The 25,292-nt window shown below is 63.4% G+C and carries 30 protein-coding genes; 17 read left to right on the top strand and 13 right to left on the bottom strand.

Annotated elements, in window-relative coordinates:
- Window positions 1-100: 100 nt before the first annotated feature.
- Entirely contained in the window at window positions 101-502 is a 402-nt protein-coding gene (locus P9236_RS12565) for a Kazal-type serine protease inhibitor domain-containing protein (RefSeq protein ID WP_278074935.1), read from the bottom strand.
- A gap of 464 nt (window positions 503-966) precedes the next feature.
- On the opposite strand from P9236_RS12565, the gene P9236_RS12570 reads away from it, so the two are divergent.
- The 3 genes from P9236_RS12570 to P9236_RS12580 all read left to right on the top strand — a co-directional run bounded on the left by P9236_RS12570 (window position 967) and on the right by P9236_RS12580 (window position 2,231).
- Window positions 967-1,179 carry a cold-shock protein gene (locus P9236_RS12570; protein ID WP_006202520.1) on the top strand — a complete coding sequence of 71 codons (213 nt, stop codon included), beginning with the start codon at window positions 967-969 and terminating at the stop codon, window positions 1,177-1,179.
- 238 nt (window positions 1,180-1,417) lie between these two features.
- Window positions 1,418-1,630: a cold-shock protein gene (locus P9236_RS12575; RefSeq protein WP_006202521.1), complete on the top strand. Its 213-nt coding sequence runs from the start codon at window positions 1,418-1,420 to the stop codon at window positions 1,628-1,630.
- A gap of 193 nt (window positions 1,631-1,823) precedes the next feature.
- Window positions 1,824-2,231: a BA14K family protein gene (locus P9236_RS12580; RefSeq protein ID WP_278074936.1), complete on the top strand. Its 408-nt coding sequence runs from the start codon at window positions 1,824-1,826 to the stop codon at window positions 2,229-2,231.
- A 276-nt stretch (window positions 2,232-2,507) separates the two neighbouring features.
- Here the strand turns inward: P9236_RS12580 and P9236_RS12585 are convergent, their stop codons facing one another.
- The 3 genes from P9236_RS12585 to P9236_RS12595 all read right to left on the bottom strand — a co-directional run bounded on the left by P9236_RS12585 (window position 2,508) and on the right by P9236_RS12595 (window position 4,683).
- Window positions 2,508-3,149, bottom strand: a complete 642-nt coding sequence (locus P9236_RS12585) for an MBL fold metallo-hydrolase (protein ID WP_278074937.1) — start codon at window positions 3,147-3,149, stop codon at window positions 2,508-2,510.
- A 185-nt stretch (window positions 3,150-3,334) separates the two neighbouring features.
- Window positions 3,335-3,643, bottom strand: coding sequence for a hypothetical protein (locus tag P9236_RS12590; RefSeq protein WP_278074938.1), 309 nt, complete (start codon window positions 3,641-3,643; stop codon window positions 3,335-3,337).
- Between the two features lie 146 nt (window positions 3,644-3,789).
- Window positions 3,790-4,683 carry a branched-chain amino acid aminotransferase gene (locus P9236_RS12595; RefSeq protein WP_278074939.1) on the bottom strand — a complete coding sequence of 298 codons (894 nt, stop codon included), beginning with the start codon at window positions 4,681-4,683 and terminating at the stop codon, window positions 3,790-3,792.
- A 260-nt stretch (window positions 4,684-4,943) separates the two neighbouring features.
- On the opposite strand from P9236_RS12595, the gene P9236_RS12600 reads away from it, so the two are divergent.
- Genes P9236_RS12600 through P9236_RS12620 form a run of 5 tightly spaced genes read left to right on the top strand, consistent with a single transcriptional unit; the run spans window position 4,944 to window position 8,918 of the window.
- Window positions 4,944-5,477, top strand: a complete 534-nt coding sequence (locus P9236_RS12600) for a MarR family transcriptional regulator (protein WP_278074940.1) — start codon at window positions 4,944-4,946, stop codon at window positions 5,475-5,477.
- Entirely contained in the window at window positions 5,464-6,183 is a 720-nt protein-coding gene (locus P9236_RS12605) for a response regulator transcription factor (RefSeq protein ID WP_278074941.1), read from the top strand. Before P9236_RS12600 ends, P9236_RS12605 begins: the two co-directional genes overlap by 14 nt.
- 49 nt (window positions 6,184-6,232) lie before the next feature.
- A complete protein-coding gene (locus P9236_RS12610; protein WP_278074942.1) occupies window positions 6,233-7,648 on the top strand; it encodes an ATP-binding protein in 1,416 nt (471 codons plus the stop codon).
- Window positions 7,649-7,704: 56 nt separating this feature from the next.
- On the top strand, window positions 7,705-7,866 hold the full coding sequence (locus P9236_RS12615; protein ID WP_278074943.1) for a hypothetical protein: 162 nt from the start codon (window positions 7,705-7,707) through the stop codon (window positions 7,864-7,866).
- On the top strand, window positions 7,854-8,918 hold the full coding sequence (locus tag P9236_RS12620; protein ID WP_278074944.1) for a glycosyltransferase family 1 protein: 1,065 nt from the start codon (window positions 7,854-7,856) through the stop codon (window positions 8,916-8,918). Before P9236_RS12615 ends, P9236_RS12620 begins: the two co-directional genes overlap by 13 nt.
- Here P9236_RS12620 and P9236_RS12625 read toward each other — a convergent pair.
- The 3 genes from P9236_RS12625 to P9236_RS12635 all read right to left on the bottom strand — a co-directional run bounded on the left by P9236_RS12625 (window position 8,910) and on the right by P9236_RS12635 (window position 10,408).
- Complete coding sequence (locus P9236_RS12625) at window positions 8,910-9,269, bottom strand: tRNA-binding protein (protein WP_278074945.1); 360 nt, start codon at window positions 9,267-9,269, stop codon at window positions 8,910-8,912. The two genes, P9236_RS12620 and P9236_RS12625, sit on opposite strands and share 9 nt — an antisense overlap.
- A gap of 18 nt (window positions 9,270-9,287) precedes the next feature.
- The gene (locus P9236_RS12630) at window positions 9,288-9,788 is read right to left on the bottom strand and encodes a YbjN domain-containing protein (RefSeq protein WP_040970944.1); all 501 of its coding nucleotides are present in this window, start codon (window positions 9,786-9,788) and stop codon (window positions 9,288-9,290) included.
- Window positions 9,789-10,105: 317 nt separating this feature from the next.
- Window positions 10,106-10,408 carry an accessory factor UbiK family protein gene (locus P9236_RS12635; RefSeq protein ID WP_278074946.1) on the bottom strand — a complete coding sequence of 101 codons (303 nt, stop codon included), beginning with the start codon at window positions 10,406-10,408 and terminating at the stop codon, window positions 10,106-10,108.
- 131 nt (window positions 10,409-10,539) lie between these two features.
- Here P9236_RS12635 and lgt point away from each other — a divergent pair, with 131 nt between their 5' ends.
- The 6 genes from lgt (at window position 10,540) to P9236_RS12665 (ending at window position 16,352) form a co-directional block, all read left to right on the top strand.
- Window positions 10,540-11,394, top strand: coding sequence for a prolipoprotein diacylglyceryl transferase (gene lgt / locus P9236_RS12640; RefSeq protein ID WP_278074947.1), 855 nt, complete (start codon window positions 10,540-10,542; stop codon window positions 11,392-11,394).
- Window positions 11,391-12,458, top strand: coding sequence for a class I SAM-dependent methyltransferase (locus tag P9236_RS12645; protein ID WP_278074948.1), 1,068 nt, complete (start codon window positions 11,391-11,393; stop codon window positions 12,456-12,458). The genes lgt and P9236_RS12645 overlap by 4 nt, the downstream gene beginning before the upstream one ends.
- A gap of 104 nt (window positions 12,459-12,562) precedes the next feature.
- The gene (gene pgeF / locus P9236_RS12650; RefSeq protein ID WP_278074949.1) at window positions 12,563-13,351 is read left to right on the top strand and encodes a peptidoglycan editing factor PgeF; all 789 of its coding nucleotides are present in this window, start codon (window positions 12,563-12,565) and stop codon (window positions 13,349-13,351) included.
- Entirely contained in the window at window positions 13,351-14,502 is a 1,152-nt protein-coding gene (locus tag P9236_RS12655; protein WP_278074950.1) for a Xaa-Pro peptidase family protein, read from the top strand. Before pgeF ends, P9236_RS12655 begins: the two co-directional genes overlap by 1 nt.
- Before the next feature lie 54 nt (window positions 14,503-14,556).
- The gene (locus P9236_RS12660) at window positions 14,557-15,168 is read left to right on the top strand and encodes a hypothetical protein (RefSeq protein ID WP_278074951.1); all 612 of its coding nucleotides are present in this window, start codon (window positions 14,557-14,559) and stop codon (window positions 15,166-15,168) included.
- A gap of 248 nt (window positions 15,169-15,416) precedes the next feature.
- Window positions 15,417-16,352, top strand: a complete 936-nt coding sequence (locus tag P9236_RS12665) for a ribose-phosphate pyrophosphokinase (RefSeq protein ID WP_278074952.1) — start codon at window positions 15,417-15,419, stop codon at window positions 16,350-16,352.
- A 17-nt stretch (window positions 16,353-16,369) separates the two neighbouring features.
- On the opposite strand, the gene P9236_RS12670 is transcribed toward P9236_RS12665, so the two are convergent.
- Window positions 16,370-17,233, bottom strand: coding sequence for a helix-turn-helix transcriptional regulator (locus P9236_RS12670; protein ID WP_278074953.1), 864 nt, complete (start codon window positions 17,231-17,233; stop codon window positions 16,370-16,372).
- Window positions 17,234-17,362: 129 nt separating this feature from the next.
- Between P9236_RS12670 and P9236_RS12675 the strand changes: the two genes are divergently transcribed.
- Together P9236_RS12675 and P9236_RS12680 are read left to right on the top strand one after the other, a co-directional pair.
- A complete protein-coding gene (locus tag P9236_RS12675; RefSeq protein WP_278074954.1) occupies window positions 17,363-18,604 on the top strand; it encodes an MFS transporter in 1,242 nt (413 codons plus the stop codon).
- A 152-nt stretch (window positions 18,605-18,756) separates the two neighbouring features.
- Complete coding sequence (locus P9236_RS12680) at window positions 18,757-19,671, top strand: alpha/beta hydrolase (protein WP_278074955.1); 915 nt, start codon at window positions 18,757-18,759, stop codon at window positions 19,669-19,671.
- A 79-nt stretch (window positions 19,672-19,750) separates the two neighbouring features.
- Here the strand turns inward: P9236_RS12680 and P9236_RS12685 are convergent, their stop codons facing one another.
- The gene (locus tag P9236_RS12685) at window positions 19,751-20,614 is read right to left on the bottom strand and encodes an alpha/beta hydrolase (protein WP_278074956.1); all 864 of its coding nucleotides are present in this window, start codon (window positions 20,612-20,614) and stop codon (window positions 19,751-19,753) included.
- A 146-nt stretch (window positions 20,615-20,760) separates the two neighbouring features.
- Here P9236_RS12685 and P9236_RS12690 point away from each other — a divergent pair, with 146 nt between their 5' ends.
- On the top strand, window positions 20,761-21,201 hold the full coding sequence (locus tag P9236_RS12690) for a MarR family transcriptional regulator (RefSeq protein WP_278074957.1): 441 nt from the start codon (window positions 20,761-20,763) through the stop codon (window positions 21,199-21,201).
- 17 nt (window positions 21,202-21,218) lie between these two features.
- On the opposite strand, the gene P9236_RS12695 is transcribed toward P9236_RS12690, so the two are convergent.
- Genes P9236_RS12695 through P9236_RS12710 form a run of 4 tightly spaced genes read right to left on the bottom strand, consistent with a single transcriptional unit; the run spans window position 21,219 to window position 25,280 of the window.
- Complete coding sequence (locus P9236_RS12695) at window positions 21,219-21,980, bottom strand: ABC transporter ATP-binding protein (RefSeq protein WP_278074958.1); 762 nt, start codon at window positions 21,978-21,980, stop codon at window positions 21,219-21,221.
- A gap of 17 nt (window positions 21,981-21,997) precedes the next feature.
- The gene (locus tag P9236_RS12700) at window positions 21,998-22,996 is read right to left on the bottom strand and encodes an ABC transporter substrate-binding protein (protein WP_278074959.1); all 999 of its coding nucleotides are present in this window, start codon (window positions 22,994-22,996) and stop codon (window positions 21,998-22,000) included.
- Between the two features lie 46 nt (window positions 22,997-23,042).
- Window positions 23,043-23,891 carry an ABC transporter permease gene (locus P9236_RS12705; RefSeq protein ID WP_278074960.1) on the bottom strand — a complete coding sequence of 283 codons (849 nt, stop codon included), beginning with the start codon at window positions 23,889-23,891 and terminating at the stop codon, window positions 23,043-23,045.
- A gap of 24 nt (window positions 23,892-23,915) precedes the next feature.
- Window positions 23,916-25,280 (bottom strand): LLM class flavin-dependent oxidoreductase, encoded by a 1,365-nt coding sequence (locus P9236_RS12710; RefSeq protein WP_278074961.1) that lies wholly within the window; start codon window positions 25,278-25,280, stop codon window positions 23,916-23,918.
- Window positions 25,281-25,292: the final 12 nt, after the last annotated feature.

Raw genomic sequence — 25,292 nt, forward strand, 5'->3', positions numbered from 1 at the left:
TTATCCTCCCGCCGGACCTAAGCCAAGCGGACGGGAGATGCAAGTGTGTGGCTAGCGCTCCGGCAGAACTCCCGCAACGCGGAACGCGAACCCGATCTCGCTAGCAAGGCCCGTTGCCGATGATGCGGTAGTCCGCCGCGCGGGCCTCGCATGCATTCGGGAAGGTGCGAACCTCGCCATGGCGCCTCGCGCAAACCGGCGCATATTCGCGGGTGCAGAAGGTTTGCTCGCCGCCTCCACCGCCACCGCCGTCGCGGCAAGGACCGTCGCGCACGATGCGATACCCTGCCCTCTCGGCCTGGCAGGCATTGCCGAAGGTCTGGCGGTCGCCGCCGCGCCGTGCGCAGACCGGTGCATATTGCATGGTGCAGAGTTGCGGATGCGGCCTCGGCGGGCGTGGACGCGGACCTTCATCGACCACCACGGTGCAGGCCGCCAGCAATGCCGACAGAAGCAGTGCGACAAAGCCCCGCCGCGAAACGATTGCCGCAAGAAATCGCATGGGTCCCTCTCCGATCCTCGCTCAGGCGCGACAGTGTCAACTCGCGCGATCCTCGCTATTTTGGGCTCGAGCGCAACCCCGGCTTGTGGATTTTCCGAGCCGAGGATCCATTGCGGACCGGCTCCCCGCGCTGGCCCATGGCTGGCTCTTTTCTGGCCGATGACCGGTCATGGCGCCGGGTCTATCGATGCCCCTGCGTCGGGTGCGCCGAGGGCCGCCCGCGACGCTGTCTTGCAACCATCACGTTTCCGTGTAATAAATTTTGTGTTCGGGCATTTACGACCCGGAGAGCGGCACGTTTTGGACGACCTTTCCCCGATAAGTGTGAATCTCTGACGGCCCCGTTTTTCGGCGGGGGTTTTAACTATGCGCGAATGCATGACGCCGAAGCAACCACCGGGACTTGCCCAAGGCGCGAGACAAAGGCGAGCCCACGAGACTGATACGGGTGAAGGAGTTTCCCCATGGCCCAGACCGGCACCGTAAAGTTCTTCAACGCTACCAAAGGCTTCGGCTTCATTACGCCGGACGGCGGCGCCAAGGACGTGTTCGTCCACATCTCCGCGATCGAGGCCTCGGGCCTGCGCACGCTCGTCGACGGCCAGAAGGTCACCTTCGACGTCGAACCGGACCGCATGGGCAAAGGCCCGAAGGCGGTCAACCTGCGCGCGGCCTGAGCAGGCAAAGCTGCCTGTTCTCAGCTGACGAATGGCGTGGCAGGATCATGAGTGGGCTTCGCAAGAAGCTTGAGTTTCGAGGGCGCGACGGTTCCGTCGCGCCCCTTTTTTGTCCGGCAAAAGGCGGGATTGGCAGGCAAAAACTTTCTCTTGCCGATAGCGCTAAAATAAAGGACAAATTTCCTCTCGGGCAGTTTGCCGGCCCGAGACTGACTTGATGGGATCAAAGGAGCTTCCCATGCCGCAGACCGGCACCGTCAAATTCTTCAACCATGCCAAGGGCTTCGGCTTCATCACGCCCGACGATGGCGCGAAGGATGTCTTCGTCCATATTTCGGCCGTGCAGGCGTCGGGCCTTCCCGGTCTTGAGGATGGGCAGAAAGTGACATTCGACACCGAGCCGGACAAGCGCGGCAAGGGTCCGAAGGCCGTCAATCTGTCTATCGGCTAAGCCGGCTCAAGACGGATCCGACGGAGACTGAGCAGGCGGGACGCTCCCGCAGAGCTCGCAATTGTGTTCGAGCCGCGAAATCGTTCGCCCAATTCCGTTCAGCCTCCGTTCAGCCACGGTCTTCTATTAACCTTTGCTAAAGCCGATCCGCATCCCCTGAAAAATGCGCGGACCGGCGCGAAGGAGACCGAAGATGAACCGAATTCTCAAGACCGCCATTCTGACCGCGGGCATCGCCGCGACCACTTTGGCCACCTTCTCGGCGGCCAATGCTGACGACTGGCGCTGGCACCATCGTCATCATGGCGGCGACGCCCTCGCGGCCGGCGTTGTCGGCCTCACGGCGGGCGCTCTGATCGGTAGCGCGCTCAGCAACCCCGGGCCGAGATATTACGATCCAGCCTATGATGACGGCTACTATGTCGATCGGCCCGTTCGCCGGTATTACGTGCAGCCGCGCGTCGTCTATGCCGACCGCTATGCCGAGCCATGGACCCGTGACTGGTACGAGTACTGCTCGGATCGCTACCGAACCTTCAACTCGCGCACCGGCACCTTCACCGGCAATGACGGCGAGCAGCACTTCTGCGTCGCCAACTAGCAAAGTAAATGCATCTCGCCCAAAAGTGCGCAGCGGTTTTGGGAAAACGACATGCATCGAAACAAAGACTTAAAGCGCGTTGCTTGAATCCCGTCAGCGCGACGCGCTTTAAAGCATGTCTCCCGAAAGTGGGAACCGGTTTCGGGATAAAGACATGCGTAAAATCAAAAACCTAAAGCGCACGGAGCGAATCTGAAAGATCGCGACGCGCTTTAGGGTTCCCTGCCCCAGACAAAAGCGCCACCCATCAGCGGCGCTTTTGTTTTGCGGAGAAAGTCAGGCTAGGAAGGGATTAGTCCGGCGCTCCTCGCCGAAGCGGCCGCCCGGACCGTGGCCGCAAATGAAGCCGATATCGTCGCCGAGCGGCAGGAGCTTCTCCTTTATCGAGGCGATCAGCGCGGCGTGATCGCCTCCGGGCAGATCGGTGCGACCGATCGAGCCGCGAAACAGCACATCGCCGACATGGGCGAACTTGGCCGCCCGGTTGTAATAGACGACATGACCCGGCGCATGCCCCGGGCAGTGCAGCACCTCGAATACATGCTCGGCGAACGAAACCGTCTCGCCCTCGATGAGAAACCGGTCCGGCGTGCAGTTGCGCACGGGATCCGCGAGCCCAAAACGCCTGGCCTGGTTCTCGAGATTGGCAAGCAGCGGCCAGTCGGCCTCATGCGGGCCGATGATGTCGATGCCGAGCGCGTCCTTCAGTTCCATCGCGCCGCCGGCATGGTCGATATGGCCGTGGGTGATCCAGATCGCCTCCGCGGTGATCGCATTGTCCTTGAGCACCGCCAATATCTTGTCGATGTCGCCGCCTGGATCGACGACGACGCCATTCCTGTCGTCCATGTCGAACAGGATGGTGCAGTTCTGCTGGAAGGGCGTGACCGGCACGATGCCGGCGTTGAGCTGACCCACGGCTTTCCTTTCCCCATGGCTTTCCTGTCGAAGTATCGCCCTGATGTAGAGAACACGACGGACTGCGTCCACCGTCGGCCGGAGCGAATGATCCTCGAAAACAAATGGGCGGCCGTAGCCGCCGAAAAAGATGAAAAGAATGGGCGGCCGCAGCCGCCCATGACGCAGGCTCGAAAGTATCGGCTCTATTTCTTCATTGCGTTCATGACCGCGCCGATGATGCCGGTGAGGATCGCTCCGCCGCCAACACCACCGGCGAGGTTAGGCAGATTGAACGCACTGCCAGCCGCCGCCGCGGCCGCTGCCGGATCGACCGTGCCGCCGCCAAGCAGGCTGCCGAGAATGGCAGCGCCGCCGACGCCGCCGATCGCGCCCCCAAGGATCTTGGTGAGTTGGCCCATTGCTGCCTGCTTCAGCGCCGCGCCGACTGCCTGACCACCGATGATACCCGCAATCACTTGTACAACGATAGCGACGAGCGTGTTCGTATCCATGTACCTAATCCCTCCATAGCCGCCAGCCTCCTCGGGCCGACGCCATCATGAGACGCCGAATTGTTCCAAAGTCAAATGCGCGTGCGCTTAAATAAAAGGGGCGGCTCGAAAACCGCCCCTATTGCACAAAAAAGCTGTGACTATCGCTATTCTGCGGCGATGGCGTGCTCTGGCTGCACGGCAGCAGAATAGTCGTTCATCAACATCTTGGCGATCTCGCCGACCTCGAATCGATACGGGCCGATCTCCGAAACCGGAGTGACCTCCGCGGCCGTACCGGTGAGGAAGCACTGCTCGAAGCGTTCGAGTTCCTCCGGCATGATGACGCGCTCGATCACCTCGAGGCCGCGGTCCTTGGCCAGACCGATCACGGTGCGGCGGGTGATGCCGTCGAGGAAGCAATCGGGCGTCGGCGTATGGATCTTGCCGTCCTTGACGAAGAAGATGTTGGCGCCGGTGGCTTCCGCCACCTGGCCGCGCCAGTCCAGCATCATGGCGTCGGCATAGCCCTTGGCCTCGGCGGCGTGCTTGGAGAGCGTGCAGATCATGTAGAGGCCGGCGGCTTTGGATTTGGACGGCGCGGTGCGCGGGTCGGGCCGGCGCCATTCGGCGATGTCGAGACGGATGCCCTTCAGCTTCTGCGCCGGGTCGAAATAACTCGGCCATTGCCAGATGGCGATGGCGCAATTGATACGGTTGTTCTGCGCCGAAACGCCCATCTGCTCGCTGCCGCGCCAGGCAATCGGGCGCACATAAGCGTCCCGGAAACCCTGCTTCTTCAGAAGCGTGCGGCAGGCCTCGTCGATCTCCGCGACCGAATAGGGAATCTTGAAGCCGAGCAAGCGCGCCGATTCATGCAGGCGCTCATTGTGCTCGGTCAGCTTGAAGATCTGGCCGCCATAGGCGCGCTCACCCTCGAAGACGGCACTGGCATAGTGCAGGCCGTGGGTCAGCACATGGATCTTGGCGTCGGCCCATTTGACGAACTCGCCGTTCATCCAGATGAAGCCGTCCAGTTGATCGAAGGGAACGGATGCCATGGAAACCTCCCGCGGGCGGGCGCCCGCAAATCGTTGTGTCATATGGCCATTCGCGTCGGCCCCGCCACTGGGTTCGAGACGCCGGCCGGTGCCTGGAAACGTAGGCGGATATTCAATCCATGGCAAACTCAGGAAGTTCCGGAAAAACGGCTTCCGCTTGCCTTTTCGTTCGCAATCCGCCGAAAAGCTTGTCAAAAATTATCATTGGCGGAAAATTACGTCAACAGTACTGACATAATCCCGCTTGGCATGGAGAAATGATGACGGATCGAAGCCCCGCAGCCGGAAAACCGATCAGGACGGCGATCACCGATGACGACGGCATCGACTTTGCCATCATCGAGTTGTTTTTCTTCGCTTATCGCGACTTCACCTCCGATCCCGACCAGATCCTTGCCGATTACGGCTTCGGCCGCGCCCATCACCGCGTGTTGCATTTCGTCAACCGCAGGCCCGGACTGACCGTTGCCGAGCTGCTCGATGTGCTGAAGATCACCAAGCAGAGCCTGGCGCGGGTATTGAAGCAGCTGATCGACACGGACCATATTGTCCAGGTGCAAGGCCCGCGCGACCGCCGGCAGCGCGAGCTCTACCCAACCGCCAAGGGCCGTGCGCTGGCACTGGCGCTGGCACGGCCACAGTCGCGCCGCATCCGTACTGCATTGGAAGATTCTGGTACCACCGAACGCGCCTCGATCGAAAGATTCCTCGAGGCGATGGTCAATCCGGAACTAAGGGCGCAGATCAACATTGTGCCTGCGCAAACATCGGGGAAGAAAAATGGAGACCACTGAGAAGGTTGATCATCCGGCGGCGCCCGGCGATGATGCGCCGCATCTGCTGGTGGTCGATGACGACACCCGCATCCGCAATCTGCTCAAGCAATACCTGTCCGAGAACGGCTTTCGCGTCACCGTCGCCGGCAATTCCAGCGAAGCCCGGCGCAAGCTCGCAGGGCTCGACTTCGATCTACTTGTGCTCGACGTCATGATGCCTGGCGAAACGGGCGTCGACCTCACCAAGGCGCTGCGGGCCGAGAAGAACGTGCCGATCCTGATGCTGACGGCGCTGTCGGAAACCGACAGCCGCATCACTGGGCTGGAGGCCGGCGCCGACGACTACCTGCCGAAGCCCTTCGACCCGCGCGAGCTGATCCTGCGCATCAACAACATCCTGCGCCGTGGCGGCCCGGCGGCAACGCCGAAGGTCGAGCAGCTCGTGTTCGGCCCCTACACGTTCCAGATCGCCAAGCGCGAATTGAAGCGTGGAGGCGAAGCGCTGAAGCTGACCGACCGTGAGCAGGAAATCCTGGCGATCTTCGCCGCGCGGGCGGGCGAGACGATCCCCCGCCACGAACTCGTCGGCGATGAATCGGATGTCGGCGAACGCACCATCGACGTCCAGATCAACCGACTGCGCCGCAAGATCGAGCGCGATCCGTCCAATCCCGTCTGGCTTCAGACGGTGCGCGGTATTGGGTATCGGCTCAGCGTCGAATAGACTACTCTCGACGGCCCTTTGCTACGGCCATCGATGAGCGGAAGGGCGAATGGCGACCACGCAACTGGAAAAGCCGAAAGGAGGCGGCCCCGGCGATATAGCGCTGCGGACGCTGAGGGCGATGCCGCGCGCCTGGAACAGGTTCTGGCGCCTGGTCGCGCTCTACATGCCGAAGCGGCTTTATGCCCGCTCCCTGATCATCGTCATCGCGCCGATGATCCTGCTGCAGTCGGTCGTCGCCTTCGTCTTCATGGAGCGCCACTGGCAGACGGTCACCCAGCGTCTGTCGCAGGCGACCGTCCGCGACATCGCCGCCATCATCGACATGATGGAGACCTATCCGCACGATGCCGATTACGCCAACATTATCCGCATCGCCCAGGACCGCATGCAGCTCAAGGTCGATCTGCTGCCACCCGATCCGCTGCCGCCGCCCGGGCCAAAGCCGTTCTTCTCCATCCTTGACGAGGCGCTGTCCTCGGAGATCACTAGGCAGATCAACCGCCCCTTCTGGATCGACACGGTCGGCAATTCCAACATCGTCGAGGTCCGCGTCCAGCTCGAAGGCAAGGTGTTGCGCGTCTTCGTGCGCCGCAGCCAGGCCTATGCCTCGAACACGCATATATTCCTGATCTGGATGGTCGGCACATCACTGGTGCTGCTGATGATCGCCATCCCCTTCCTGCGCAACCAGATAAGGCCGATCCTTACCCTTGCCGAAGCCGCCGAGAGCTTCGGCAAGGGTCGGCCGATGCCGCGCGATTTCCGCCCGCGCGGCGCGGAGGAAGTGCGCCGCGCCGGCTTCGCCTTCATTCAGATGCGCGAGCGCATCGAGCGCCAGATCGAACAGCGCACCGCCATGCTGACCGGCGTCAGCCACGATCTTCGAACCATCCTCACCCGCTTCAAGCTGCAGCTGGCGCTGGCAGGCGGCAAGGCCGAGACTAAGGCCGCGCTCAACCAGGACATCGACGACATGCAATCGATGCTGGAAGGCTATCTCTCCTTTGCCCGCGGCGAGGCCGCCGAAGATACCGGCCGCTTCGATCTCAAGACCTATTTCCAGAAGATGGACGAAGAAGCGCGGTTGCGCAAAGCCAAGCTTACAACGACTTTGACCGGTGATCCGGCCGTGCATGTGCGGCCGAAGGCCTTTGCCAGGCTGCTGTCCAACGTCATCGGCAACGCTTTCCGCTATGCCAAGACCGTCGAGGTAAATGCCAACCACGGCCGCGGTTCGCTCACCGTCACCATCGATGACGACGGTCCCGGCATCGCCCCCGACAAGCGCGAAGAGGTGTTCAAGCCATTCCTGAGGCTCGACGAGGCGCGCAACCTCGATGCCAGCGGCACCGGCCTCGGCTTGTCGATCGCCCGCGACATCGCCCGCAGCCATGGCGGCGACATCACGCTTGAGGACAGTCCGCTGGGCGGTTTGCGCGCCGTGATCAGGGTTCCGGCGTAGATCGGAGCAAAGAGGGGCTTCATCGGCCCGTCATGAAATCATGGTCAAGAGCGCGCATGAAGCGCGCGACCTTTATCGATTCGGCCCTGCCGCCCCGCTTCGATCCCGTACCCGGCCGGGTACGCTGGAGCGAAGCGCGCGCTGCTGCCCGGTTGCCGTTCCGCCATCACGCTGGCGCGCTCAACAACCTTTCCAAGGGATCGTCATGCGAATCCTGATGGTCACCGATGCATGGCGGCCACAGGTCAATGGCGTGGTCCACACGCTGGAGCGGCTTACCGAAACGCTGAAGTCCTTCGATGTCCAGGTCGATTTCCTGACGCCGAACATCTTCCGCACCTTGCCGCTGCCGACCTATCCGGACATCCGCCTCGCGTTGACGACGCCCGGTCATGTCGCGCGCCTGATCGATGCGCACAAGGCCGACCATATCCACATCGTCACCGAAGGCCCGCTCGGAATCATGGCGCGCCGCTACTGCCGCAAGGCCGGACGCCCCTTCACCACCAGCTACCACACGCGTTTTCCCGAATATCTCAGCGCCCGCCTGCCGGTGCCGGAAGGCTGGGCCTATAACTGGCTGCGCGACTTCCACAATTCCGGACAGGGCACGCTGGTCGCCACCCAGTCGCTTGCGGACGACCTTGCCTCACGCGGCTTCAACAAGCTGAGGCCCTGGACACGCGGCGTCGACACCGATCATTTCCGGCCTGACAAGCGAAAAGACACGAGCTTCCCTCGCCCCATCTTCCTCTGCGTCGGCCGCGTCGCGATCGAAAAGAACCTGACCGCCTTCCTCGATCTCGATCTTCCCGGCAGCAAGGTGGTGGTCGGCGAAGGGCCGGAGCTGGCGAAGCTCAAGGCCCGCTATCCGAACGCGCATTTCCTCGGTCATCGTCCAAACGACGAGCTGGCGGAAATCTATGCTTCCGCCGACGTCTTCGTCTTTCCAAGCCGAACCGACACCTTCGGCAACGTCATTATCGAGGCTCTCGCCAGCGGCACGCCGGTAGCCGCCTATCCGGTGACCGGACCGATCGATATCGTTGGTGACGGCGTCGGCGGATCCGTGTCGGAGGATCTGGGCGGGGCCGCGCTCAAGGCGCTTCAGATCGACCGCGCGGAGGCGCGCCAGCGCGCCATGCGCTACAGCTGGAAGGCCTGTGCGGAAATGTTCCTCGACGTGGTCGAGGAAGCGTTGGGAATGCCGCCCAAGCGTGCCGATCAGGATGTTGTGACGTCAGGCCGGCCCAGGCTTATCCTAGAATAGGCGCCCGCCGTCGGGCACCTTGCGCTCGATGGCGCCGAGCACTACGGCGCCCTCTTCATCCGGAAAGCCCAGCGTCAGCACTTCCGACATGAATGGACCGATCTGGCGCGGCGGAAAGTTCACCACTGCAAAAACCTGCCGGCCGATCAGCGTCTCCGGCGCATAGTATTTGGTGATCTGCGCCGATGATTTCTTCACCCCGATGGCCGGGCCGAAATCGATCTTCAATTTGAACGCCGGCTTGCGTGCCTCCGGAAAATGCTCGGCCTCAATAATCGTGCCGGCGCGGATGTCGACGCGGTCGAAATCGGCAAAGCTGATCTCGGGCTTGCGCTCGTTGCTGGAACTCATCGGCGGTATTGGCTTCGCTCAGGCGTTTCCATGGGTCTCAAAGAGCACGCTGGACAGCGCGTCCTTGGCCGATGTACCCGACCAGACCACGAACTGGAAGGCTTGGAAATAGCATTCGCAGGCCTCGAGCGCCGAGGACAGCAGCACCTCGACCTGCTGGCTCGAAGGCTCGACCCCGCCGGCAAGCAGCAGCGACTGCCGGAACATGATCGCGCCCTCCTGCTCCCACAGGTCGAAATGGCCGAACAGCATCTGTTCGTTGATGAGCGACAATAGCCGCATCACTTCCAGCGCGCGCGTTTCCGGCACCTTGATGTCGAAGGCGCAGGCCAGATGCAGCGCCTCGAAATCCTCCATCCAGGAGAACGAGACGTGATAGTCGGTCCAGCTTCCGGTCACCGAAATCGAAATCTCGTCGTCGCCGGCACGTTCGAAGGACCAGTCGTTGTTGTGGGCCACCTGCTCGATGACATCCACCGGGTGGATTTCGCGGGAGAATTCGAGTTCGAGGAGTTCCATGAATGCTTCCTGTCGTTCTGAGAGCGCCACACGCTCCGCGAGAGAGGGCACGCACAACGAACAATCTTGTCTAGAACTCGGACGGCCGGGACTTTCCATACGCAAAGACCCAACCGGACCCCACCGCCCGGCGCATGACCCTGCTCCGAATCATGCAACAAATTCAGTCTATTGATCGGGAGTCGCGTGAACAGCCCAATTTTTCGCACTGCGTCATTCGCATGTGGAAAGGCGCTGTCAAAAAGATTCATGCAATGCCGGTAAGCGATTCACGGCAAAGCGATTTTTCGGATCGCGCTTTGTGGAAAAGTTTACGATTATTTTTTTGATCTGGGCTTCGGCGCAGCCGCCGGTGCGGCCTGCCCGGTCAGTTCGGCGATCTTCGCCTCGAGCGCTTCGACGCGCGAGGCAAGCTGGATGTTGTCTTCCCTGGCTTTGACGGCCATCTCGCGCGCGGCCTCGAACTCCTCGCGCTGCACCACGTCCATCGAGTTGAGCAGGCGCTCGGCCTGGCTACGGAAGGCTGTCTCCATCTCGCGCCGAACGCCCTGGGCGGCCCCCGCGGCATCCGTCATCAGCTTGGCGAATTCATCGAGAATGCGGTTCGTTCCGGTCGACATGGCAAATCCTCGCTTGTTGATTTTGACGTAGTGGCGCGCGGCACGGAATGCAAGTGAAGCCTTGCCTTGACCCCGCCAAAACCCTGCCGCATGGTCCGCGCCGAAATGCGACCGTGCCCGGGAGACCCCGTTTGAGCGAATATTTCCTGCTGCCGCTGGCCTCCCTGCCCTTCCCCAATATCGATCCGGTCATCGTGAATATCGGGCCGCTGGCGGTGCATTGGTATGGCGTCGGCTATATTGTCGGCATTCTCTTTGCCTGGTGGTATGCCAGGCGGCTCGTCACCAGCGCCAGCCTTTGGCCGGACCGCAAGCTGCCGATGAAGCCGGAGGACCTCGACGACTTCATCGTCTGGGCGGCGATCGGCGTGGTGCTCGGCGGGCGCACCGGCTATGTCCTCTTCTACGACCTGCCGCGCTATATCGCGCATCCGCTCGATATCTTCGCCGTCTGGCAGGGCGGCATGTCGTTCCATGGCGGGTTGCTCGGCGTCATCCTCGCCATGACGCTGTTTTCAATCAAGCGCGGCATCCACACCTGGACTTTGTTCGACGTCGTCGCGGCCGGCGTCCCGGTCGGCCTCGGATTGGTGCGCGTGGCCAATTTCATCAATTCGGAGCTCTGGGGCAGGCCCACGGATGTTCCCTGGGCGATCGAATTCCCCAATGGCGGTCCGTTCACCCGGCATCCCAGCCAAATCTATGAGGCGCTGCTCGAAGGCCTTGTGCTCTTCCTGGTGCTGCGCTTCCTCACCCATTCGCGGCTGAAACTCGGGACGCCACGCTTCGTCGGCGGCGCCTTCATCTGCGGCTATGGGCTGTCGCGCATCTTCGTCGAGTTTTTCCGCGAGCCCGACCAGCAGCTTGGCTACCTGCTCGGCACCAACTGGCTGACCATGGGCATGATCCTGTCCTCGCCGATGGTGCTTGCCGGCATCTGGGCCATGGCCACCGCAAAGCCGATGACGCAAGCGCAGCCGGCATGACCCGGCTGAAGGAGCGTATCGTCGGCCTGATCGGTGCCGTGGGGCCGATCCCGGTCAGCGAGTATATGGCGCTCTGCCTGTTCGACCCCGAGCACGGTTATTATACGACGCGCGAGCCCTTCGGCGCTGCCGGCGATTTCGTCACCGCGCCGGAGATCAGCCAGATGTTCGGCGAGCTTGTCGCCGTCTGGCTCTACCGGGCCTGGCAGCGCGCCGGTCGGCCACTCCCCGTGACCTTCGCTGAAATCGGCCCCGGACGCGGCACGCTGATGAAGGACATGCTGCGCACTTGGTCGCGGCTCGACCCGGCGTTTGCCGCCGGCGCGTCCTTCGCCATGATCGAGACCAGTCCACGCCTGACCGAAATCCAGAAAGAAACGCTTGCCGGCCAGCGTGTGGCCCTGAGCTGGCACCAGACCATCGACACGCTGCAGCGGCAGCCGCTCTTCATCGTCGGCAACGAGCTGTTCGACGCAGTGCCGATCCGTCAGTTCGTCTATGTCGGCGCAGGATGGCGCGAGCGCATGGTCGGCCTCGACGATGCCGACAATCTCCACTTCTTTGCCGGCGCTGGCTCTGTCGACCCGGCCTTGCTGCCGGCTGGCGCGGCAGACGCGCCGCAAGGCGCGATCGTCGAAGTGGCGCCGTCCCGCTCGGCGCTAATGTCGGCGATTGCCGAGCGCATCGCCGGCCATGGCGGCGCCGGGCTGTTCATCGACTATGGCCACATCGAACCCGGCATCGGGGACACTTTGCAAGCCCTGCGCAGGCACGATCACGAAGACGTGCTGGCCAATCCCGGCGAGGCCGATCTCACCGCCCATGTCGACTTCGCGGCGTTGGCCGCAAGCGCCCGTGCCCACGGCCTCGAGGTGGAAGTGACCACGCAGAGCGAATTCCTGCTCGGCATGGGCCTGCTCGAGCGCGCCGGCGCGCTGGGCGCCAAGGCCGATGACGGCGGCCGGCGGGCGATTTCCGACGCGGTCGAACGCCTCGCCGGCCCCGATGCGATGGGCGAACTGTTCAAGGTGATGAAGATTCTGCCGACCGCGAAAACCGGCTGACATCGGCCGGCAACCCGTGCAAGCTGGTCCCGCCACTGCCCGAGCTCCGCCCGTTGCCGAACTTCACCTTGACGAAAGCGCCCACGCGGACAACAAACCCATCCATGCTGAATCAGACCAGACCCGATCCAGTACGTTCGCCTCTGCTCGACAAGGTGCGAGGCATACGCCACGGCTATTTCACCCGTATCGGCGGCGTCTCCGGCGGCATATACCGGGGCCTCAACATCGGCACCGGCTCCAGCGACGACCAGGCGCTGGTCGCCGAAAACCGCCGCCGTGTCGCCGACTGGATGGGCGTGCCGGCTGACCATCTGCTCACCGCGCACCAGGTCCACTCCCCCGACGTCGTCATTGCCAGGGAGCCTTTCGCAAGCCCCCGCCCCAAGGCCGACGCCATCGTCACCGACCAGCCTGGCATTGCCGTCGGCGCCTCGACCGCCGATTGCGGACCGGTCCTGTTCGCCGATGCCGAGGCCCGCGTCATCGGCGCCGCCCATGCCGGTTGGAAAGGCGCCTTCACCGGCGTGCTCGAAAACACCGTTGCCGCGATGGAAGGTCTCGGCGCCCGCCGCGACCGCATTGTCGCCGTGCTCGGTCCTTCCATCGGTCCCGACAATTACGAGGTCGGGTCCGAATTCGTCACCCGCTTCGTCGAAGCCGATGCCGGCAATCAACGCTATTTCCGGCCATCGGTGAATCCCGGCCACTCGATGTTCGACCTCAACCAATATACGGTCGACCGGCTGCGAAACGCCGGCGTGACCGCCGAGGGCCTCGGCCGCTGCACTTACGCGGAAGAAGACCTCTTCTATTCCTATCGGCGCACCACCCACCGCAAGGAAGCGGATTACGGGCGCCAGGTTTCGGCAATCGTTCTGGAGAAAGAGTAATGGCGCTGCATTTCGAACGTTCGGAATTCGACGCTCGGCGTGACCGGCTGCTGATCGAGATGGCCGAAAAGAAGCTCGACGCCGTGCTTCTGTTCGCGCAGGAGAGCATGTACTGGCTGACCGGCTACGACACATTCGGCTTTTGCTTCTTCCAATGCCTGGTGGTGAAGGCCGATGGCTCGATGGTGCTGCTCACCCGTTCGGCCGATCTGAGGCAAGCGCGCCATACCTCGACCATCGACAACATCGTTCTGTGGACCGATCGCGACGGCGCCAATCCGGCGATAGACCTGCGCAATCTGCTCAATGACCTCGATCTGCTCGGCGCCCGTATCGGCGTCGAATACGACACGCATGGCCTGACCGCCTACAACGGCCGCCGCGTCGATGAGCAGTTGCAGACCTTCGGCCAGATCGCCGATGCTTCCGGCATCGTCGGCCGGCTGCGCCTCTTCAAGAGCCCTGCCGAGATCGCGAAGGCGGAGAAAGCCGCGACCCTTTCCGACGATGCACTGGATGCCGCCTTGCCGCTGATCAAGCAGGGCGGCGACGAGGGACTTATCCTGGCCGCCATGCAGGGCGCCATCTTTGCCGGCGGCGGCGATTATCCCGCCAACGAATTCATCATCGGCTCGGGCGCCGATGCCTTGCTCTGCCGCTACAAGGCCGGACGCCGCAAGCTTACCAAGAACGACCAGCTGACGCTCGAATGGGCGGGCGTCTTTCATCACTACCACGCCCCGATGATGCGCACCGCGTTGACCGGCAAGGTCTCGAAGCGCCACCAGGAACTGTTCGATGCCGCCCGCGCCGCGCTGCTTGCGGCCGAGAAGGCGATGACGCCGGGCAACACCTTCGGCGACGTCTTCGATGCGCATGCCCGCACGCTCGAAGCGCATAGTCTGACCAAGCACCGGCTGAATGCCTGCGGCTACTCGGTCGGCGCCCGCTTCACGCCGTCATGGATGGATATGCCGATGTTCTACCAGGGCAATCCGGAGCCGATCGCGCCCAACATGACGCTGTTCGCCCACATGATCATCATGGATTCGGAGACCGAGACGGCGATGACGCTTGGCCGCACCTACCTCACCACGGAATCGGCGCCGAAGCCGCTCTCCCGCCATGATCTCGACTTGATCGTACAGTGAATCCATAATGGTTGGTTCACGCGGGGGCGTCGCCACCAGGGAGTTTTCGGGCAAATGAGACGATCGCAGATGACGACCGTGTCATTGCTTGCGGCGCTGGCGCTTGGCGCTTGCACCAACGCCAAGGACGTCCTCGATCCTTCTGCCGTCAAGCCGCCGGCGAATTCGGCTCAGGCGTTGCCGGCCGCCCAGGGCATGACGGCCACCACCTCCCCGACCACGACCGCGCCTGCCCCCACAACAACGGCAGCGGCTTCGACGCCCGCCACGCCGGCTCAGGCCGCCGCAATCGCCAAGACCCGGCTGCAGGTGGCGCCGATCGTCGGCGCCTCCGTGGAGGCCGCGGCACCCTTGACGGCGGAACTGCAGGCGCGCGCCAGGCAACGCGGCGTGACGCTGGTCGGCAGCACCGACCAGACGGCGACGCATGTGCTGAAAGGCTATTTTTCGACGATGTCCGAAGGCAAGGACACCACCGTGATCTATGTCTGGGACATCTACGACCCGTCGGGCAATCGCCTGCATCGCATCAACGGCCAGCAGAAAGCGCCTTCAATCGGCAGCGGCGAAGGCTGGCCGGCGGTCGCGCCCTCAGTCATGCAGGCGATCGCCGATCAGACGATCGACCAGTTCACCGCCTGGCTCGGCAGCGGCGGCGCCGGCTAGAGCAACTCCACGACAACCGTGCAACGATTTTCCGTCCACGTCGAAGCAGATAGCTGGAGCGATTCCGCCACGCGTTGAAACTGCCCCAACGGATCTGTTGCCGGCTTGCGATGCAATCGGCCTTTGTTGCACCTTCTCGAAGGATTCCCGATCACGAGGCTTGCAATACCGGCGCGGGCCGCTAAAAGCCCGCTTAAAAGGCTCATGAGAGTCTATCGGGTCTCTCCATCCTTCACCAGGAACGGTGCATGAAGCTTTTCGCGGGCAATTCCAACAGGGTGCTGGCCGAGGCGGTCGCTCGCTATCTCAACATTCCGCTGGGGAAGGCCAGCGTCAGGCGCTTCGCCGATCAGGAAATCTTCGTCGAGATCCAGGAGAACGTGCGCGGCGAGGATGTCTTCATCCTGCAGTCCACTTCTTTCCCGACTAACGACCATCTGATGGAACTTCTCATCATGATGGACGCCTTCATGCGCTCCTCCGCCCGGCGCATCACGGCGGTCATCCCCTATTTCGGCTATGCCAGGCAGGATCGCCGCGCCTCCGGCCGCACGCCCATCTCGGCCAAGCTCGTCGCCAACATGATCACCCGCGCGGGCGCCGACCGGGTGCTGACGCTCGACCTCCACGCCGGTCAGATCCAAGGTTTCTTCGACATCCCGACTGACAATCTGTTCTCGGTGCCGGTGATGGCCCGCGACGTGAAGGCGAAATACAAGCAGCTCGGCAATGTGGTCGTCGTATCACCCGACATCGGCGGCGTGGTGCGCGCGCGCGCGCTGGCCAAGCGCTTCGACGCGCAGCTCGCCATCGTCGACAAGCGCCGCGAGCGCCCCGGCGAATCCGAGGTCATGAACATTATCGGCGCCGTCGCCGGCAAGGACTGCCTGTTGATCGACGACATCGTCGATTCCGGCGGCACGCTCTGCAATGCGGCCGAGGCGCTTCTCAACAACGGCGCCACCAGCGTCACCGCCTACATCACTCATGGCGTGCTCTCGGGCGGCGCGGTGACCCGCATCGCCGGCTCGAAGCTGCAGGAACTGGTGATCACCGATTCCATCCAGCCGAGCCAGGCCGTGCTCGATGCGCCCAACATCCGCGTCATTTCTATCGCCGACCTGATGGGCGAAGCGATCTCGCGCACGGCGACCGAAGAGTCGGTCTCCAGCCTTTTCGATTAAACCGGGGCGCTGCCGGCCTAGATCAAACCGGCAAGCCGCTTGGTGCCTTCGCCTGCCTCGCGCGCGCCGCGCATATAGCCGCGTGGCGAGGCGCCTAACATGCGCTTGAACATGGTGATGAAGGCCGGCACGCTGTCGTAGCCGAGGTCGAGCGCCACCCTGGTAATCGGCTCGCCGTCGGCGAGTCTGGGCAGCGCGGCGAACAGACAGGCCTGCTGGCGCCATGTCGACAGCGACAGCCCGGTCTGGCGATGGAAGGCGCGGGTAAAGGAGCGCCGGCTCATGCCAGCGGCATCCGCCCATTCATCGATAGTCGCATGCGGCGAGGGCGCCGCGACGAAGCGCCGGCAGAGCGCTGCCAGCTTCGGATCCGACGGGAAAGGCAGGCCGAGCGGCCGCTCCGGCAGGTTGGGGATCTCGTGCAGCAGGAGCCCCATGATCAGTCCCGAGCGCCCTTCGAGCTCGCCGCCCTGCGGTAGCTTCTCCGATTCCACGATCAGGCTGTGCATCAGCTCGGTGATGCCGACGACGCGCAAGCCTTCCGGCAGGCCGGGAATGGCGTCGGGCACCACATAGACCGAGCGCATCGAGACATTGCCCAGCATCTCGACGGAATGCTCTATGCCGGCCGGTATCCACATCGCATGGTCGGGCGGCACCATCCAGCGGCCGTGCTTCGTCGTCACCAGCACGACGCCGACCAGCGCGTGCAGCAACTGACTGCGGCTGTGGCGGTGCCGCGGCACGTGGTAGCCGTCGGGATATTCGGTCGGCAGCGCGACCGCCGGCCCGACCGCCTGCTCCAGCCATTGCCAGCGGCTTTCGTGCAGCCGGCCGAGCTCGGCGGCGTCGCCCCTGAAGATTTCCCGGCCATGCGGCATTTGATGTGGCCCCACTTGCGAAACTTTTGGACCAAACCACGAAAGAAGTCGCCATTCAAGCCGATTATAAGGCAAGCGTCCTATCAGACTGCCTGCGGTTCGCCGCCAAAAAGACCACGGAGCATTGCCTTGACCGATACGACCGCCACCGCCGTCGCTGCCCCAGCGGCGGCCAACCACCCCTCGGCGCAAGCGACGGCCTTCACCGTCATTCTCGCGGTGAGCTTCTGCCACTGCGTCAACGACATCATGCAGTCGCTGCTTTCGGCCATCTATCCGCTGCTCAAGGACAATTACGGTCTCGACTTCTGGCAGATCGGCCTTTTGACCTTCACCTTCCAGGTGACGGCCTCGCTGCTGCAGCCGGTGATCGGCATGATCACCGACAAGCGGCCTATGCCTTATTCCTTGCCTTGGGGCATGGCCTCGTCGCTGGTCGGGCTGGTGGTGCTCGCCCATGCCGGCCATTACTGGCTGCTCCTGATCGGCGCCTCGCTGATCGGCATCGGCTCGGCGATCTTCCATCCGGAATCCTCGCGCATCGCCCGCTTCGCCTCCGGCGGCCGCTTTGGCCTGGCGCAGTCGCTGTTCCAGGTCGGCGGCAATTTCGGCCAGGCGATGGGACCGCTGCTCGCGGCTTTCATCGTCGTGCCTTTCGGCCAGACCAGCATTTCCTGGTTCGCCGTCGGCTCGCTGATCGGCATCATCGTTCTATGGCAGGTCGGCGGCTGGTACAGCCGGCTGCGCGCCTCAATGGCCACCCGCAAACAGGCGGCTCACGTCTCGCCCTTCCCGCGCAGGAAGGTGATGGGAGCGTTGGTAGTGCTGACGCTGCTGGTGCTGAGCAAGAACGCCTATATCGCTTCGCTCTCCAGCTACTACACCTTCTACGCCATCCATAAGTTCGGCGTTTCGGTGCAGACCTCGCAGGTGATGCTGTTCCTGTTCCTCGGCGCCTCGGCGCTGGGTATCCTGCTCGGCGGCCCGTTCGGCGACCGCTACGGCCAGAAGACGATGATCTGGTTCTCGATCGTCGGCGTGCTGCCGTTCACGCTGGCACTCCCTTATGCCAACCTGGAATGGACGATGGTGCTCACCGTGCTGATCGGCCTCATCCTGTCGTCGGCCTTCTCCAACATCGTCGTCTTCGCGCAGGAACTGGTGCCGGGACGCGTCGGCATGATCGCCGGCATCTTTTTCGGCTTCGCCTTCGGCATGGGGGGCATCGCCGCCGCCGTGCTCGGCGTCATCGCCGACATAAAGGGCATCGACTTCGTCTACCAGATCTGCTCCTACCTGCCCTTCCTCGGCCTGCTGACGGTGTTCCTGCCGAACATGAGGGAAGCTAAGAAGGCGCAGGCGGCCAGTTAAAAGCTGCCGATCTTCAGGACTCGAATTAAGGGCGTGGCAGCTGCCGCGCCCTTATCGATTCTTCCCCATACGCCAGGTGAAAAGCCTGTTAGTGTTCGAAACGCGGGCGCGGGCGACGCTGCCGCAGAAACTCAATGTCTCTGGAGAATGATATGCGCAAGATCGTGTTGGCCGTGTTGGGCGTGCTTCTTGTAACCTTGCCGGCTACGGCACGCATCGTTCCTTTTCCGCCGGGTTTCAAGACGCAGTCGGTCGAAACCAACGGCACGAGCCTCTATGTGCGCGTCGGCGGCAAAGGTCCCGCGGTCGTGCTGCTGCACGGCTTTGCCGATACCGGAGACATGTGGGGCGCGGCCGCTGTGGCGCTCGCAAAGGACCATACTGTCATTGTGCCGGACCTGCGCGGCATGGGTTTGTCCGCTCACCCTGAAGCGGGCTACGCCAAGAAGAACCAGGCCGTCGACGTCGCCGGCGTGTTGGACGCCTTGAAGATCGACAAGGCAGATCTGGTCACGCACGACATCGGCAACATGGTCGGCTATGCGCTTGCTGCGCAATATCCCAAGCGCATCACCAAATGGGTCATCATCGATGCGCCGCTGCCTGGAATCGGTGACTGGGAAAAGATCAAACAAAGCCCGCTGCTTTGGCACTTCAACTTCCGTGGTCCGGATATGGAGCGGCTGGTTGCGGGGCGCGAGCGCATCTATCTCGACCGCTTCTACAACGAACTGTCGGCCGACCCGAAGAAGATCGATGAGGCCACGCGCAAGCACTATGCCAAGCTCTATGCACGCCCGCATGCGATGCATGACGCTTTCGAGCAGTTCAAGGCGTTTGACCAGGACGCGATCGACAACCAGGCGATGCTCGCCGCCGGCGGCAAACTGACCATGCCGGTGCTGGCTGTTGGCGGTGAAAAATCGGCCGGCAACACGCAGGCCGATATCTTGCGGTTTGTTGCGACCGATGTCACGGGCGGCATCGTGCCCAACTCCGGTCATTGGATCATGGAGGAAAACCCCGACGCCACCGTCAAGCTGATCACTGGTTTTCTCGCCAGATAGGCACGTCCCGCGGACATGTCGATGAAAGTACGAGGCACCCGCCTGACGGCGGGTGCTTCGTCTATCCAATTGGACGATTCTAGGCCTTGAAGAAGGCCAGGAGGTCGGCGTTGATGACGTCCGCATGGGTCGTCGCCATGCCGTGCGGGAAACCCTTGTAGATTTTGAGCTCGCCCTTCTTGAGCAGCTTGATCGCAAGCAGCGCTGAATCCGCGATCGGCACGATCTGATCGTCATCGCCATGCATGACCAGCACCGGCACGTCGATTGCCTTCAGGTCCTCGGTGAAGTCGGTTTCCGAGAAGGCCTTGATGCAGTCGTAGTGCGCCTTGGTACCGCCCATCATGCCCTGGCGCCACCAATTGTCGATGATCCCTTGCGACACCACAGCGCCCGGGCGATTGAAGCCGTAGAACGGACCGGCCGGAACGTCGCGGAAGAACTGGGCGCGGTTGGCTGCCTGGGCGGAGCGGAAGCTATCGAACACCTCGATCGGCAGGCCGCCGGGATTGGCATCGGTCTTGAGCATGATCGGCGGCACGGCGCCGATCAGCACGGCCTTGGCGACGCGGCCGCCGGAACCGTATTGGGCGACATAGCGCGCCACCTCGCCGCCGCCGGTCGAATGCCCGACATGGATGGCGTCCTTGAGGTCGAGGTGCGCGACGAGCGCCGCGACATCGGCGGCATAGGTGTCCATCTCGTTGCCGGTGTCGGTCTGGGTCGAACGGCCGTGGCCGCGGCGGTCATGCGCGATGACGCGGTAGCCTTTCGACAGGAAGAACAGCATCTGGGCATCCCAGTCGTCGCTGCTCAACGGCCAGCCATGATGGAAGACGATCGGCTGACCGGTTCCCCAATCCTTGTAGTAGATTTGCGTTCCGTCCTTGGTGGTGATCGTGCCGCTGCCCGAGCCGGCCTTTGCATGCGAAGCTTCAGTCATCTCCATCTCCTATAATGTTCGCGATAAACAATATCGCGATAGCAATATGCCTAGTGTGGTCGAGCTCGCTTGTCTACAAAAATATGTATCACGATAACCTTTTTCGTGGTACACATTAATCGCTCAGCCGGCAAAAGGAACGCGTCGTGCCTCTCCCCTTGGACAATCAGCTCTGTTTCACGCTTTACGCCACCAGCATGACAATCAATCGTACCTACAAGCCCATGCTGGATGAGATGGGCATTACTTATCCGCAATATCTGGTGCTGAACGCGCTTGGCGAGGCGGATGGCATGTCGGTGGGCAGCATCGCGCACCGACTGGCCCTCGAATCGAGCACGATCACGCCCCTGGTCAAGCGGATGGAGCAGGCTGGTCTGGTCACCCGGCAGCGCAGCCAGACCGACGAACGCCAGGTGCAGGTCGACCTGACCCCTGCCGGACGCGCGCTGTTGGTCCGGTGCAATTGCCTCAACGAGACCCTGATCGAGCGCTCGGGCATGACGCTGGCTGAACTCGACGCTCTGAACCGACAGGTTCAGGTGCTGCGGGATGCGCTCAACAGTGACCCGGCCGGCGCCGGCTGAAGCTTGCGCGCTATCCCTTAATGCAGCCCGAATTCGCGCAGCAGCTCCTCGCGGTAGCGCACGAAGCGGCTTTCGCTGCGGTCGCGCGGGCGCGGCAGGTCGACTTCGATGAGCCTTGCCGCGCCGCCTTTCTCCTTGGGCAGGATCAACACCCTGTCGGCGAGGTAGATCGCCTCCTCCAGGTCATGGGTGACCACGACCATGGTGACGTTCTCCTCGCTCCAGATGCGCGCCAGTTCCTCCTGCATGGATATCTTGGTCATGGCGTCCAGCGCGCCGAGCGGTTCGTCGAGCAGCAGGATCTCCGGCTGCACCGTCAGCGCCCTGGCAATGCCGACACGCTGCGCCATGCCGCCGGAAAGCTGCCTCGGATAGGCGTCGCTGAATTCGGCGAGGCCGACCAGCGCGATATAGAAGTGTGCGCGCTTTTCGGCTTCCGCCTTGGGCACGCCGCGCACTTCGAGGCCGAAGGCGACATTGCCGAGCACGGTGAGCCAGGGCAGCAGCCGCGGTTCCTGGAAGATCACCGCCCGCTCCGCGCCGACGCCCTCGATCGCTCTGCCGTCGATCGCGACGGCGCCGCCGTCCGCCCGCTCCAGTCCGGCGAGGATGCGCAGCAGCGTCGTCTTGCCGGAGCCGCTGGCGCCGACGATCACCAGGCATTCACCGGAGCGGATGTCGAGGTTGAGCGAGCGCAGCACGGCGAGCTGGCGCCCGCCAAGTGCGAAGGATTTCGACAGGTCGCGTATCGTGACCTCGCCGCCGCGTGCCGCAGCCATGGCGCTCGCCTCCATGCTCAGTTGGTCTTGGTTTCGCCCGGGCGGTAGAGGATGTCGGCGGCCTTGAGCCTACCTTTCGGCAGACGGCCGTCGCGTTCGAGAATGCTCACCCAGAAGTCGACGTCGCGGTCCGTCACTGCCGCCTTTTCGCGCAGGCCGAAACCGGTCCAGTAACGCGCCAGCTCGCCATTCTCGCCGCGTTTGTCGAGGACGCCGGCGAGCAGCTTGCGCGCCTCGTCCGGGTTCTGCCGCGACCAGTCGGCGGCGCGTGCGGACTGCTCTACGAAGTTGCGGGCAGCGTCCGGATTGGCGGCGATGAAATCGCGCCGCAGCACCACGAAACCGCCGGCGATCTCGCCGAGCACGTCAGTGTCGTTGAAGACGCTGCGCACGCCGCCATTGCTGACCAGCTGGCCGGCGAAGGTCGCCTGCCAGTAGCCGAGACCCGCGACATCGACCTGGCGCGAGCGCAAGGTCTGCTCGAGCTGCGGCCCCGGCACCACGACCAGCTTGGCGGCATCCGGCGGCAGGCCAACGCCCCGCAGCGCCTCGCGCACCGTATAGTCGAGATGGGCGCCGAGCGTATTGACCGAGATCGTCTTTCCCGCGATATCCGCGATCGATTTGATCGGGCTGTCCTCCAGCACATAGAAGACGCTCTTGACCTCCTTGTTGATGCCGTTGCTCGGATAGGCGGCGACGAAGTTGTTGCCGCCGGCAATCGAGTTGATCACGGCCGGCGTGGCGGCCGAACCCAGGTCGACGCTGCCGGAGGCGAGCGCGAACAGCGATTCGGGGCCGCCCGCGGCGTAGCCGACATTCTCGAGCTCGATGCCGAGACCTTTGAAATAGCCGAGCTCGGCGGCGAGCTCGTGCGGGGAAATGCCGCCGCGGCTCGCGAGGTAGCGTATCTTGACGGAAGCGGCTTGCGAGCGGGCGATCGAAGGCAGGCCTGCGGCGATGATGCCGGCGGCAAGCGGGGCACGCAGGAGAAGCGAACGGCGTGTGATGGTCATGGTCCGGCCTTTCATGATTTCGGGAATGACAGGGAAAGTCGGCTGCTCAGCCGACGGTGTTGCTCCAGCGGCAGAGTCGCCGCTGCAGGCTGACCAGCGCCTGGTTGGCGATCAGGCCGAGCGCCGCAAGAATGACGATGGCCGCGAACATCAGCGGAATCTGGAAGTTGTACTGCGCGTTCATCACCTGGAAGCCGATGCCCTTGTTGGCGCCGATCATTTCCGAGGCGATCAGCAGCAGCAGCGCGGTGGTGGCGCCGAGCCTCAAGCCGACGAAGATCGAAGGCACCGCGCCTGGCAGCACGACGCGGCGGAAAACAGTCAAGCGTCGGGCGCCGTAGACGCGCGCCATCTCAAGCAGCTTCGGGTCGACCTCCTTGACGCCGCTGATGGTGTTGAGGAGCAGTGGAAAAAGCGTCGCCCAGAAGATGACGAAGACCTTGGAGGCCTCGCCCAGTCCCAGGAGCAGGATGAAGACCGGATAGAGCGCCAGCGCCGAGGTCTGGCGGAAGAGTTGCAGGATAGGATCGAGCGCGGTCTCCACGGCCCGCACCTGGCCCATAATAAGGCCGAGTGGGATGGCGACGAGGACGGCCGTCGCGAAGGCCAGGCCGGCGCGCTGCAGGCTGATGGCGATGTCGCCGAGCAGGCTGCCGCCGGCAAGCCCCTTCCAGAGCGCGGCGACGATCGCGTCGATCGGCGGCAGCACCGCCGCATTGACCCAGCCGCTGCTTGCCGCCACCTGCCAAAGCGCCAGGAAGCCCAGAAGCAGGCCATAGCGCGACAGGATCCGCGCCGAGGTCCGGCCGGCCAGCCGCAGGGCCTCGGTACCGAAGCTGTTGCCGCCGTCACGCCTGCCGATGCCGATCGGACGTTCGATGTGCTGCAAAGTCATCGTCTTGCCTCTCGCTTCGAGGGATCATTCGGCAGCGAGCACGGTCGAACGCGCGGCCGTCCACGGATTCTCCGGCCGCCTGAGGCCGAGATTCTCGCGCAGCGTCCTGCCCTCATAGGCGGTGCGGAAAAGGCCCCGCCGCTGAAGCTCGGGGATCACCAGGTCGACGAAATCGTCGAGCGCGCCTGGCAGCCATGGCGGCAGGATGTTGAAGCCGTCTGCGGCTTCGCTGGTGAACCATTCCTCCAGTCGATCGGCGATCTGCGTGGCGCTGCCGATGACAGTGTAATGGCCACGCGCGGTCGCCACCCACTGATAGAGCTGGCGGATCGTAAAATTGTGCTCGTCGGCGATCTGGCGGATCAGCGCCTGCCGGCTCTTCATGCCTTCAGTTTCTCTGCTCGGCGGCAGCGGCCCGTCGAGCGGATAATCCCGCAGATCGAGCGTCTGGCCGGCAAGCGCGTTGAGCAGCGCCACCCCATCCTCCGGCAGGATCAGGTCGTTCAGTTGCTGGTATTTGGCGCGGGCTTCCGCTTCGGTGCGGCCGACGAAAGGCGCCACGCCCGGCATGATCAGCACCTGTGCCGGATCGCGGCCGACCGCCGCCACGCGCGCCTTGATGTCGCGATAGAATTCCTGCGCGGAGGCGAGGTTCTGGTGCGCGGTGAAGACCACTTCGGCCGAGGCCGCGGCGAGCCCGCGCCCATCCTCGGACTGACCCGCCTGCACCACCACGGGATGCCCTTGCACCGGACGCGGTACGTTGAGTGGCCCCTTGACGCTGAAATGCTCGCCCTTGTGGTCGATGTCGTGCAGCTTGTCCTTGTCGTAGAAGCGACCGGTCTTCTTGTCGCGGATGAAAGCGTCGTCTTCCCAGCTGTCCCACAGCGCCTTGACCGTCTCGACATGCTCATGCGCCCGCGCATAGCGCTCCGCATGGTTGGGCTGGACGTCGCGATTGAAGTTGCGCGCCGTATCGTCGCCGGCAGAGGTCACGACATTCCAGCCGGCGCGGCCGTTCGACAGAAGGTCGAGCGAGGCGAATTTGCGGGCGAGCGTGTAAGGCTCCTCATAGGTGGTCGAAGCGGTGGCGATGAAGCCGAGATGGGTGGTCAGCGGAGCCAGCGCCGCAAACAGCGTCACCGGCTCGAAACCGGCGATCTTGGCGTTGCCGCCCTCGCGGGCGCCGAGGCCCACCGTCAGGTTGTCGGCAAGAAAATAGGCGTCGAACAGGCCGCGCTCGGCGGTCAGCGCGAGCTTTCTGTGGAACTCGAAATTGGTCGCGCCATCGGCCGGCGAGTCCGGATGGCGCCAGGCCGCGACATGTTGGCCGCCGCCGGGCAGGAAGGCGCCGAGCTTGATCTGTCTGAGCTTGCTGGGGCTGGTCATGGCTGATCCTTC

The organism is Mesorhizobium sp. WSM4884 (assembly GCF_029625675.1).
Taxonomy (GTDB): Bacteria; Pseudomonadota; Alphaproteobacteria; order Rhizobiales; family Rhizobiaceae; genus Mesorhizobium.